The 12,038-nt window shown below is 41.3% G+C and carries 12 protein-coding genes and 1 tRNA gene; 7 read left to right on the top strand and 6 right to left on the bottom strand.

Annotated features, from left to right (window positions below; translation table 11 throughout):
• Positions 1–5: 5 nt before the first annotated feature.
• From AN394_RS17390 to hemA, 6 genes are all read right to left on the bottom strand, one after another.
• Positions 6–833, bottom strand: a complete 828-nt coding sequence (locus AN394_RS17390; protein ID WP_054561811.1) for a tetratricopeptide repeat protein — start codon at positions 831–833, stop codon at positions 6–8.
• Positions 834–965: 132 nt separating this feature from the next.
• On the bottom strand, positions 966–1,340 hold the full coding sequence (locus tag AN394_RS17385; protein ID WP_055022131.1) for a SirB2 family protein: 375 nt from the start codon (positions 1,338–1,340) through the stop codon (positions 966–968).
• Positions 1,341–1,361: 21 nt separating this feature from the next.
• A complete protein-coding gene (locus AN394_RS17380; protein ID WP_054561813.1) occupies positions 1,362–2,900 on the bottom strand; it encodes a DUF3369 domain-containing protein in 1,539 nt (512 codons plus the stop codon).
• A gap of 45 nt (positions 2,901–2,945) precedes the next feature.
• Positions 2,946–3,788, bottom strand: a complete 843-nt coding sequence (gene prmC, locus AN394_RS17375) for a peptide chain release factor N(5)-glutamine methyltransferase (RefSeq protein ID WP_054561814.1) — start codon at positions 3,786–3,788, stop codon at positions 2,946–2,948.
• A 2-nt stretch (positions 3,789–3,790) separates the two neighbouring features.
• Positions 3,791–4,876 carry a peptide chain release factor 1 gene (gene prfA, locus AN394_RS17370; protein ID WP_054551648.1) on the bottom strand — a complete coding sequence of 362 codons (1,086 nt, stop codon included), beginning with the start codon at positions 4,874–4,876 and terminating at the stop codon, positions 3,791–3,793.
• Between the two features lie 7 nt (positions 4,877–4,883).
• On the bottom strand, positions 4,884–6,140 hold the full coding sequence (gene hemA / locus AN394_RS17365; RefSeq protein WP_054561815.1) for a glutamyl-tRNA reductase: 1,257 nt from the start codon (positions 6,138–6,140) through the stop codon (positions 4,884–4,886).
• Between the two features lie 83 nt (positions 6,141–6,223).
• Here hemA and lolB point away from each other — a divergent pair, with 83 nt between their 5' ends.
• The 7 genes from lolB to AN394_RS17330 all read left to right on the top strand — a co-directional run bounded on the left by lolB (position 6,224) and on the right by AN394_RS17330 (position 11,901).
• Positions 6,224–6,811: a lipoprotein insertase outer membrane protein LolB gene (lolB, locus tag AN394_RS17360; RefSeq protein ID WP_082389176.1), complete on the top strand. Its 588-nt coding sequence runs from the start codon at positions 6,224–6,226 to the stop codon at positions 6,809–6,811.
• 2 nt (positions 6,812–6,813) lie between these two features.
• Positions 6,814–7,680, top strand: a complete 867-nt coding sequence (ispE, locus tag AN394_RS17355) for a 4-(cytidine 5'-diphospho)-2-C-methyl-D-erythritol kinase (protein ID WP_054561816.1) — start codon at positions 6,814–6,816, stop codon at positions 7,678–7,680.
• Positions 7,681–7,759: 79 nt separating this feature from the next.
• Positions 7,760–8,707, top strand: a complete 948-nt coding sequence (locus AN394_RS17350; protein ID WP_054551652.1) for a ribose-phosphate pyrophosphokinase — start codon at positions 7,760–7,762, stop codon at positions 8,705–8,707.
• A 152-nt stretch (positions 8,708–8,859) separates the two neighbouring features.
• Positions 8,860–9,471: a 50S ribosomal protein L25/general stress protein Ctc gene (locus AN394_RS17345; RefSeq protein ID WP_054551653.1), complete on the top strand. Its 612-nt coding sequence runs from the start codon at positions 8,860–8,862 to the stop codon at positions 9,469–9,471.
• 19 nt (positions 9,472–9,490) lie between these two features.
• Complete coding sequence (pth, locus tag AN394_RS17340) at positions 9,491–10,075, top strand: aminoacyl-tRNA hydrolase (protein WP_082389177.1); 585 nt, start codon at positions 9,491–9,493, stop codon at positions 10,073–10,075.
• A 34-nt stretch (positions 10,076–10,109) separates the two neighbouring features.
• Positions 10,110–11,201, top strand: coding sequence for a redox-regulated ATPase YchF (gene ychF, locus AN394_RS17335; RefSeq protein ID WP_055022130.1), 1,092 nt, complete (start codon positions 10,110–10,112; stop codon positions 11,199–11,201).
• 623 nt (positions 11,202–11,824) lie between these two features.
• Positions 11,825–11,901: transfer RNA gene (locus AN394_RS17330), tRNA-Met, on the top strand.
• Positions 11,902–12,038: the final 137 nt, after the last annotated feature.

Below are 12,038 nucleotides of genomic sequence, written 5' to 3'. Positions count from 1 at the left end.
TTAAATTAGTGGTGTGTATTATTGTTGTCTTCTATTTCAGCAATTTGATGCTGAATAACTTCGATAGCAGGATCATCTGGGCACTCATTGACAAAGTACTGCAAATCATCCCGTGCCATTTTTGGGCAATCTAGCTGATTAAGTAAATAGCCGCGGTCACGACGCTCGTACGGGTCATCACCAAGTAATTCCATCAGCATTTCCACACAATGCAAAGCATGGCCAAATTTACTTTCGCTGATAAACGACCATTTTTGTTGGGCTAGATACAGCTTATACAGCTCTTCTTCAAAAATCAGCTCAAGCGGTTCTTGCTCATCGCCATTTTCTTCACAGGCATTCTCTGGTGTTATATACCAGCTCTGCTGACCTGTGCTTGGCTCAATTAAATAACCTTCTTCATCACTCATCCCAACGTGAACATGCACGTCTCCCTGACTAAGCGTGACTGTGGCATCTAGTTCAGCATGCTGTAATAAATGACAAAGTAAAATTGCCAGCGTGGTTTGTGTGCCACTGCGCATGGTAATGGTGTAGCTAAAACTATTTAACGTATACTCAGGCACTTTTAAGCTTGATGAGCTAAACAGCCATTGCTGATAAAAGGTATCAAGTAACTTATCGAGACGCTCATGTGGCTCTTTTAATTCAGCGCAAAGAGCTGTTACCGTATTTTCAAGCTCATTAAGGGTGTCATAACAGGCTGTTAAATCAGCTTGTTGATCCCACTTTAATTCGGCGTCGATACAACGATAAAGCACTTTAGAAGAAAATGCGTCAAAGGCCTCATCTTGATAGGATTCATTTTGATCTTCAAACCAAGGGGTGGTCATTTATACTGCTACATCTCTTTCAAAAACGAACAGCTAGTTTACCTACTTTTGCCCTAAGTTACCAATACTGAGCGATGAGATATAAAAAAGCGGTACGACAGTCTATGCCATCAAATACCGCCTAGAGATTTGTTATAAAAGAAGTGCTGTTTTAGCTGACGCTAAATAACCAATTGCTAATAAAATAAGCGTGGTTATAGCAAGTAATACAACCTTCGCGCCTTGTGCGCTTTGCTTAGCTGCAACAATACCTAGCACAATATAAGCAACCACTAAGATTATCTTTTCTAATAACCAAGATTGTTCAAGTGGGTTGAAACCTGCCATTACAATCAATGCCACGGCAGAAACAAGTAATAAGGTGTCGATACTGTGGCTGCCAATAAACACCACTTTATTTTTTGCCAGAGCGCCCGTCTTTAAGCGTGATAAAGAACGAACGTAAAATAAGATAATACTCAACACGGCAAACAACATGTGAGTATGTTTTACTGCTAAATAATCCATATGCCCCTAATTTTATTTTAATTAATCTGGATAACGTACAAGTACGTCTTCTATTTCTTTAACACGCTGATTAAACACTTCGATTAGCTTAGGATCAAATTGTTTACCCTGTTGCGCATTAATTTCTTTCACAACATCGTCTAGTGACCACGGCTCTTTATAACAACGCTTATGGCGCAGTGCATCAAACACATCAGCTAAAGCCACAATGCGACCAGCAATTGGAATGTCATCACCTTTTAAACCTTTCGGATAGCCTGAACCATCCCAACGCTCATGGTGCGATAACGCAATAATCGCCCCAGTATTAACAATGTCACGATTTGAGCCTTTTAAAATTAAATGACCTTTTTCAGCATGCTGTTGCATGATGGCCCACTCTTCGTCGGTAAGTGGCCCAGGCTTATTTAAAATGGCATCAGGAATACCCACTTTACCCACATCATGCAGTGGCGCTGCTAAGCGAATAAGCTCTGCTTCGCGTTTTGATAGACCATAGCCCATGGCAAGTTCATAACAAATGTGCGATACACGTTTTACATGATTACCGGTTTCTGTTGAACGTTGCTCTAATGCTTCACTAAGTCTAAATACTAACTCTTGCTGTGTTGCTTCAATTTCAGATTGTAGCTGCACATTTTCATACGCCAGCTGTACATTTTGCGAGAAAATTTCAATCAAATGACGCTGAGTGTCGGTTAAATGCTTAGGGATACCGGAAATAAATAACATCGAGTTGTGATTACATTCACTACAGCAATAAGCAAATAAATAGTTTTCACGGTAGACGATGGTTTTTTCGCTCAGTGCTTGTTGGCAGGCTTGTAACTGCTCCTCATCAAGCACTTCTTCAATCGCCTTGCCTTCACTGCGTTCAAACTCACCTCGCCCTGAAAATACCACAAGCTTCTTTTGGTTATCTTGCGGGTTACTGGCAACTAAACTTGTTGCATACATAGCTTGATCAACAGTACCTAGCAATGAGGTAAGTTGCTGCATCACCCCTTCAATAAAGCTTTCTAGTGAATGAGTCGAGAAAATATTACGAGATGCTTTAATAATTTTTTCAAGGCCTTGGCGAGATTGCTCAATCGATAAAATGTCACGGTAAGAGCGTAAGCTCGACATCACCACAGTGAATAGTTTTTGTGCTGTTAGTTCAGTTTTTGATTTGTAGTCATTAATATCGTAATTAACGATAACTTGACGCTCTGGCGCTTGCCCAGGCTGACCTGTACGAAGAATGATACGAATGTGATTATTTTTTGCAGTTTCGCGAATAAACTTAGCGACTTTGAGACCTGCATCATCGGTTTCCATAACCACATCGAGTAGTACGATAGCAGCATCTGGGTGCTGTTGAATAACCTGCTTGGCTTCTTCACCCGAATAGGCGCTGATAAACTCTAAACGTTTATCTTGAAATTCAAAGTCACTCAACGCAAGCTTTGTTACGGCATGTACTTCTGGCTCGTCATCAACGACGATGACTTTCCAACTACCCTGAACCACCTCATTTACTTCATCAAGTGCTTCATCCGAAAACAAAAAATCATCCATTCTATGGGATCCTCAAAGGCTATGTACGCACAGTGCACTTAATTGTTATTTAGGCCATTGTGCTAACGTTACACGGTCATTACCGCCAAGATCTTTAATTGTAAGTATATGGCTATACGACATTTGTGCAAAAAATTCTTGTACCTTCACACTTTGTTTGTAGCCATGTTCAATTAAAAGATAGCCATTTGTTGCTAAATAGTCACGTGCGATAGTAATAATTTGTTTAATATCAGCCATACCGTCGTCATCTGCAACTAATGCAGAGAGCGGTTCAAAGCGAACATCACCTTGGCTTAAGTGCTCATCATCATGTTCAATATACGGTGGGTTGCTAACAATTAGGTCAAACTTTTGTGTACTTACTGCACTAAACCAATTGCTTAACGCAAAAGTGGCGTTGTTAATATTGAGTCGTTGTTTGTTCTCTTCGGCAAGCTCAACTGCATCAGCCACTCTATCAACCCCTGTCACCTGCCAATTAGGCATTTCCCTGGCTAATGCCAAGGCAATTGCCCCTGTGCCAGTGCCTAAGTCAAGCACGTTTGCAGCAGTAGGAAGCTCAAGGCCTAAAGCATATTCAACTAATGTTTCGGTATCAGGTCTTGGGATCAGAGTTGTTGGATTAACCTTTAAAGGAAGACTCCAAAATTCACGAAAACCAACAATATGAGCAACTGGTTCACCATTTAAACGACGCTGACATGCTTGTTCAAAGTCAAGTTGTTGCTGTTCGGTAAGTTGTTTTTCGGGCCAGGTAAATAAATAACTGCGAGGTTTATCAAGAATGGATAATAACAGGACTTGTGCGTCTAACTTAGCACTGTCGCTGCTAGGCGTTAATAACGCCGTTGCAGCAACAATTGCTTGTTCAATGCTTTGTGGCACGATTATTCATCGCCCATCGCAGCAAGTAAGTCAGCTTGGTGTTCTTGCATTAGAGGTTCGATAACACTTCCTAAATCACCGGCAACCACTTCATTCAAACGATAAAGTGTTAAATTAATACGGTGATCGGTAATACGACCTTGCGGGTAGTTATAAGTACGAATACGCTCAGAGCGGTCACCACTACCTACTAGGTTACGACGTTCTGACGCTTCAGCCGCTTGACGCTTTTCATCTTCAGCTTGTTGTAAACGTGCACCTAGTACAGACATCGCTTTGGCACGGTTTTTATGCTGTGAACGCTCATCCTGACACTCTACAACCACACCCGTTGGAATATGTGTAATACGGATTGCTGAGTCAGTTTTATTTACGTGCTGACCACCGGCACCCGATGCACGGAAGGTATCGACTTTAATATCAGCAGGGTTAATTTCAATTGCTTCCGCTTCAGGAATTTCTGCCATAACGGCTACAGTACAAGCTGAGGTATGAACACGGCCTTGCGATTCTGTCTCTGGAACACGTTGTACACGGTGCGCTCCTGATTCAAACTTAAGCTGACCATATACGCCTTCTCCAGAGATATGCGCAATAACTTCTTTATAACCGCCGTGCTCACCTTCGTTAGTACTTACTACTTCTACTTTCCACTTTTTAGTTTCAGCGTAGCGGCTGTACATACGGAATAAGTCACCTGCGAAAATAGCAGCTTCATCACCACCGGTACCGGCACGAACCTCTAAATAAACGTTATTATTGTCTTTAGGGTCTTTTGGTAACATTAGAATTTGGATTTCATCTTCTAATGCAATAATTTGTGCTTTTGCTTCTTTGTATTCTTCTTGCGCCATTTCACGCATATCAGGATCAGAGTCTTTTAACATTTCTTCAGCTGTAGCAACATCATCTTGTGCTTGTTGGTACGCTAAAAATGCTTTTACGATTTCTTCTAATTCTGAGTATTCTTTAGATAAGGCACGAAAGCGATTTTGGTCGCTGATCACAGAGGGGTCGCTTAGTAGCGCTTGCACTTCCTCATAACGCTCAACTAAGGTTTCTAATTTTCTATAAACAGACTCTTTCATTTAACGACTATTCCTGATCAATACCTAACATTTTCTTTAATTGGCTTAACTCCGCTGCTTCACCTTTTTTAGCAGCATCTTGAATGGCACGGGTAGGTGCGTGCATCAAGCGGTTGGTCAGTTTGTTTGCCAACTCGAGTATTACTTTTTCTGCCTCTTTACCTGCTTGTAGCTGGCCAAGGGCTTTTTCGACAAGTTCTGACTTTATATCTTGTACATCGTTGCGATAATGGCGAATAAGATCCACCGAATCGAGTGAACGCAACCACATAGCAAATTCATCGGTACGTGAGCGAATAATAGCTTGCGCTTGCTCCGCAGCCTGCTCACGAGCGGCGATATTCTCGCTTACTATGGCTTGTAAGTCATCAACTGAATACAAATAGGCAGCATCTAATTCGCCTACTTGGCTTTCGATATCACGCGGTACCGCAATATCGATAAATAACATTGGTTTGTGGCGGCGCTTTTTCAACGCCTGTTCTACCACCCCTTTACCAATAATAGGCAAGGTACTGGCGGTTGAACTAATAACAATATCGGCGTCGTGTAAACGCTCAGGTAACTGGGCAAGTGCAATCACATCCGCGTTAACCTCACTGGCTAAGGTTTTAGCGCGTTCAATAGTACGGTTTGCCACCGTTATTTTTTGCGGATCGTTTTGGTATAAGTGCTTAGCAACTAATTCAATCGTCTCACCTGCACCAATTAGCAGTACATTGGTTTTATCTAGTTTACCGTAAATATGTTTCGCAAGATTTACCGCAGCATAAGCAACAGATACTGCGCTAGCACCAATGTCAGTTTCGGTACGAACTTGTTTTGCCACAGAAAATGTTTTTTGAAACAAGCGGTCAAAGGTTACACCAATGGCATCGTGAGTTTTTGCATTATGGTAGGCTTGTTTTATTTGCCCTAAAATTTGCGGCTCGCCGAGTACTAACGAATCTAGACCACAAGACACCCGCATTAAGTGATTAATTGCTTCGTGATCTTCATGATAATAGATATTGTTGCTCAGTTCTTGTTCATCCAAACCATGGAAACTGGCTAACCAGCGCAACAAGGTTTGGGAATTACGCTCGGCAAGGCTACAATAGATTTCAGTTCGGTTGCAGGTCGAAACAATAACCGCTTCATTAAAATGCGCATGACCACTTAATTGCTGTAACGCCTCAGACATTTGCTCAGGCGAAAACGCGACTTTTTCGCGTAATTCTACGGATGCGGTTTTGTGATTTATACCAAGTGCTACGATGGTCATATGTACCAAATATTGCTAAGCCCAGCTGTAAAGGCGTTAATTTTACCAAAAATCAGCGGAATATGGAAAGTAAGGAACGACATTTGATTAAACAATATTTGATTTTATTCATGTTTTTTTTATTTATCGGCGGTTGTGCGCAAAAAATTTCAACAGTTGATTACATTTATCCTGACTGGAAAAGCCGATTAGAACAACAGGCTCAATGGCAAGTGCAAGGCAAAATGGCATTTATTAGTACAGAGCAGCGCCAGTCAGCCAATTTAAATTGGCAACATGATGAGCAATACAGTGACATGGTACTTACCAGTTTTATTGGTACCCGCATTTTGTCTTTAAAACAAAATGCACAAGGTGCTGAACTTGAGTATGACGACAATGTATATACCGACCGTGATGCCTCAATGTTGTTATATCGTTTAACCGGCTTTTCAATCCCATTAGATAATGCCGCAAAGTGGCTAAAAGGCACCGTCGAGAACGACCAAGCAAGCTATGATGAGCAAGGCCGTTTAAAAAGTCTTATTTGGCAAGCTCACAATGGTCAACAGTGGCAAATAACCTATTCAGACTACATCAAACAAGATGGTTATTGGCTTCCTGTTAAGCTAAGCCTTAAAAACAATAAAATTCGTATTAAAATTCAACTTAATGATTGGCAGTTAAATTAATCATGACACACGCTTCAACCGCCCCGCTAACTTTAATAGCACCTGCAAAACTTAATTTATTCCTTCATATAAATGGTCGCCGTGAAGATGGCTACCATGAACTCGAAACCTTATTTACCTTTTTAGAGTTTGGTGATGACTTAACATTTACTGTCAACAACGAGCCAGGTATTTCTGTAACCGGTGATACAAACGGTATTGAGCTTGCAGATAACCTTATATATAAAGCAGCCCGTTTATTACAACAACACTGTAATTGCCAACAAGGCGCTTCAATAAAGCTATTAAAACGTTTGCCAATGGGCGGTGGTGTAGGCGGCGGCTCATCTGATGCCGCCACTACCCTACTTGCTCTTAATAAACTATGGGGCTGTGATTTATCACTTACAGAATTAGCAGAGCTTGGGGTGAAATTAGGCGCTGATGTACCGGTATTTATAAATGGTCACACTGCCATTGCGCATGGGATTGGCGAGCAACTAGAAAATGTTGAATTACCGCAAAGTTGGTTCTGTGTGGTGCATCCAGGGCAGCATGTGAGCACCGCGAAAATTTTTACCCACCCAGATTTAAAGCGCGACACACCTAAGCTAAAAGCAGACTGGCAAACAGAAAATTTAGGCAATGATTGTGAGGCTTTAGTTAAAAAGCTCTGCCCCGAGGTTGAAAAAGCCCTGCAGTGGTTGCTAAAATACGCCCCGTCAAAGATGACTGGTACAGGCGCTTGCTGCTTTGCTGAGTTTTCAACCGAGGCACAAGCACAACAAGTTTTAGCTCAATTACCAGAAAAATGGACAGGTTTTGTTGCAAGTAGTGCTACACTTTCTCCTGCTCATACAGCATTAAATGCTCACTTTGAAATGAAGTAACGTACAAGTAAATGTTAACCTGCTTTGGTGCCCACCATAGCCTGTTAGTCCCAAAATTCAGTGCCTGAGGAACCCTACCGTGCCTGACATGAAGCTCTTCGCTGGTAACGCAACACCTGAGCTAGCTCAAAAAGTTGCAAAACGTTTGTATATTGAATTAGGCGATGCTGTTGTTGGCCGTTTTAGTGACGGTGAGATCAGTGTTCAAATTAATGAAAATGTTCGTGGCTCTGACGTTTTCATTGTCCAATCAACCTGTAACCCTACTAACGATAACTTAATGGAGCTTATCGTTATGGTTGATGCCCTACGTCGTGCGTCTGCTGGACGTATTACAGCCGTTATCCCTTACTTTGGTTATTCACGTCAAGACCGCCGCGTGCGTTCTGCTCGTGTACCAATTACAGCTAAAGTAGTTGCAGATTTCCTTTCAAGTGTTGGTGTTGACCGCGTTCTAACGGTTGATTTACACGCTGAACAAATCCAAGGTTTCTTCGACGTACCAGTTGATAACGTATTTGGTAGCCCAGTTCTACTTGAAGATATGAAAGAACGCGACTTCGATGACGTTGTTGTTGTTTCTCCTGATATCGGTGGTGTTGTTCGTGCTCGTGCAATCGCTAAGCTATTAAACGACACAGACCTTGCAATTATCGACAAGCGTCGTCCACAAGCAAACGTTTCACAAGTAATGCACATTATTGGTGACGTTGAAGGTCGTGACTGTATCATCGTTGATGACATGATCGATACCGGTGGCACTTTATGTAAAGCAGCAGCAGCGCTTAAAGAACACGGTGCAAAACGCGTATTTGCTTACGCTACTCACCCAGTACTTTCAGGTAATGCAGCTGAGAACATTCGTAACTCAGTCATTGACGAAGTTATCGTAACTGACTCAATCACACTATCTGATGAGCTTAAAGCAATTGATAAAATCAAAGTGCTTACACTTGCAGATATGCTTGCTGAAACAATCCGTCGTATCAGCAACGAAGAATCTATTTCAGCGATGTTTGAACACTAATCAACATTACTGCAATACTAAAAAAAGCACCGTCTAGGTGCTTTTTTTGTAGTCGTTATTTATTTTCCCTGAAAGGGGTGGTATGATAGCGCGCCTTTTGGCTGGGGACCTTGGTCGCAAAGGCCCTAAGACTATTAATTATTGGAGACATTATGTCAACTTACACATACAATGCAGAATTACGTACAGAAACAGGTACTGGTGCGAGCCGCCGCCTACGCCGTGAAGATAAAGTTCCTGCAATCCTTTACGGTGCTGACAAAGAAGCTGCATCAATCGTTCTTGCACACAAAGATATGATCAAAGCGCAAGAAGACGAAGGTTTCTACACGCACATCCTTACTTTAAACATCGGTGGCGAGTCAGTTGAAGCTATCCTTAAAGATATTCAACGTCACCCGTACAAGCCTAAGATCACTCACTTAGACTTCCAACGTGTAGATGCTACTCACAAACTTCACACTAAAGTGCCAGTACACTTCATCGGTGAAGAGAAAGTAACTAAAGCTGGTAACACTGTTGTTCACCAATTAACTGAAATCGAAATCACGTGTCTTCCTAAAGCACTTCCTGAGTTCGTTGAAGTTAACGTTTCAGACTTAGTAGCTGGTGATTCAATCCACCTTTCTGACCTTAAACTTCCTTCAGGTGTTTCATCTGTTGAGCTAACTAAAGGCGCTGATCACGATCAGTCAGTTGTTACTGTTAAAGCTAACAAAGCAGCTCCAGCTGAAGAAGAAGCTTCAGAAGACGCTGCAGAATAATTTTTAAGGTGTAAACACCTTGAATTCTATTCAAATGCTTGTGGGCCTGGCTAATCCAGGCCCCGAATACGCAAACACACGCCATAATGCAGGAGCTTGGTTCATCGAAGAACTGGCTGCACGTTATAACTGCACACTCAAACATGATCCTAAATATCACGGCCTCACCGGCAAAGTGATTATTCAAGGCCAAGAATTTAAATTACTGATCCCTACAACTTATATGAATTTAAGTGGTAAGGCGGTGAGTAGTCTCGCTAATTTCTTTAAAATCCCTGTTGAGAACATTCTCGTTGCTCATGACGAAATGGACTTAGATCCTGGGATTGCAAAACTTAAAAAAGGTGGCGGCCACGGCGGTCACAATGGTTTAAAAGATATTATTGCGAAAATGGCAAACCAAAAAGATTTCATGCGCCTTCGCATAGGCATTGGTCATCCAGGCCACCGAGAAATGGTAACAGGCTGGGTGCTAGGTAAAGCCGCGAAAGACGATCAAGAAAAAATGGACGCCGCCGTTGACGAAGCAGTTCGTTGTATGGAAATACTTGCAAAAGATGGTGTGTTAAAAGCACAAAACAGACTACATTCATTTAAACCTTAATCCGTTTTAATGAAATTACACAAGGTATCTTACTATGGGTTTTAAATGTGGCATCGTTGGTTTGCCAAACGTTGGTAAATCAACTCTATTTAATGCACTAACTAAAGCGGGTATTGAAGCCGCTAACTTCCCTTTCTGTACCATTGAGCCTAACACGGGTGTGGTACCGGTTCCTGATGCGCGCTTGAATGATTTAGCCGCTATCGTAAATCCTCAGCGTATTTTACCAACGACGATGGAATTCGTTGATATTGCCGGTCTAGTAAAAGGCGCATCGAAAGGTGAAGGTTTAGGTAACCAATTCCTAGCAAACATTCGTGAAACAGATGCGATTGGTCACGTTGTTCGTTGTTTTGAAGACGAAAACATTGTTCACGTTGCTGGCACAATTGACCCTGCTGATGATATCGATGTAATTAACACTGAATTAGTACTTGCTGATATGGACAGTGCTGATAAAGCGATTGTTCGTAATGCTAAAAAAGCAAAAGGCGGCGACAAAGACGCTAAAGAGCAAAATGCTGTTTTAGAAAAAGTAAAAGTACACTTAGATGAAGGTTTAACGTTACGTTCTTTAGAACTAACAAAAGAAGAAAAAGCAGCAATTAAGCCACTTAACTTCTTAACAATCAAACCTACCATGTACATTGCGAACGTGGCAGAAGATGGTTTTGAAAATAACCCTTACCTAGACAAAGTACGTGAAATTGCCGCTGCAGAAGACGCAGTTGTTATTCCAGTATGTGCAGCGATTGAATCTGAGTTATCTGAACTTGAAGAAGAAGATAAACTAGAATTTATGGCTGACCTAGGTTTAGAAGAACCAGGTCTTAACTTAGTGATCCGTGGTGGTTACGAGTTACTTAAATTACAAACCTACTTCACTGCTGGCGTTAAAGAAGTACGTGCATGGACAATCCCAGTAGGTGCGACTGCACCACAAGCTGCGGGTAAAATCCACACTGACTTTGAGCGTGGCTTTATCCGTGCACAAACTATCGCATTTGACGACTACATTGAGTTTAAAGGCGAAAGCGGTGCTAAAGAAGCTGGTAAGATGCGTCAAGAAGGTAAAGAATACATCGTTAAAGACGGCGATGTGATGAACTTCTTATTTAACGTATAAGCATATTCGTTCATTCGATTACAAAAGGCTCGTTATTACGAGCCTTTTTTATTGCCTAAATATTCCTAAAACATTAAAGCATGGTGAGTAATACCTCTGCTTGTTCTTTTTAGTGATGTACGGTGTTATTTATGCTTAACAGTAAATCGTATTAATAAATACGTCGAAAGCAAATGAGTGATAACAACTGTCAATTAGAGGGGATTTAAAAACTCGTTAGCAATTTTGCGACCTATTGACTGCTCGATTAGCAAATTGTGGGTATTTTAGAAGTAAAAACTAGGCCGATTAATCGCAAATTTCCCTGTATAAAATCATTCGCTTTTCATTTTTTGCAGTTAAACACGTTAAAAAAACACACTTACTAATTTTGAAACTTGATTTTTGTATGAAAATCAAGCAACTTTAAATGTGCGTTTTAAAACTCTTATTATGCATTTGGGAATTAAACTAATAAATTGCAGTCAAAAAAACAGCAATTTAAATGAAATTTCGCCACTTAGCTTAATTTTAATGCAAACAAACACTGATAAGCATTTTTTTGCAAAAAAGGTGTTGACGGATTTAGGTCATATCAGCATAATACGCCCCGCACTCAGCGATGAAGTGCTAACAAAAAAGATGGCTAAGTAGCTCAGTTGGTTAGAGCACATCACTCATAATGATGGGGTCACAGGTTCAAATCCCGTCTTAGCCACCATTCTTTTTGTTGCTCAATGAAGAGTTTAAAATAACTACCAGTACTTTAAGTACGAATGATGCGGGAGTGGCGGAATTGGTAGACGCGCTGGATTTAGGTTCCAGTAACTTCGGTTGTGAGAGTTCAAGTCTCTCCTT

The organism is Pseudoalteromonas sp. P1-26, from assembly GCF_001401795.1.
Lineage (GTDB): Bacteria > Pseudomonadota > Gammaproteobacteria > Enterobacterales > Alteromonadaceae > Pseudoalteromonas.
The sequence above is the reverse complement of the archived record's forward strand: the minus strand, read 5'-3'. Positions and strand labels throughout refer to the sequence as shown.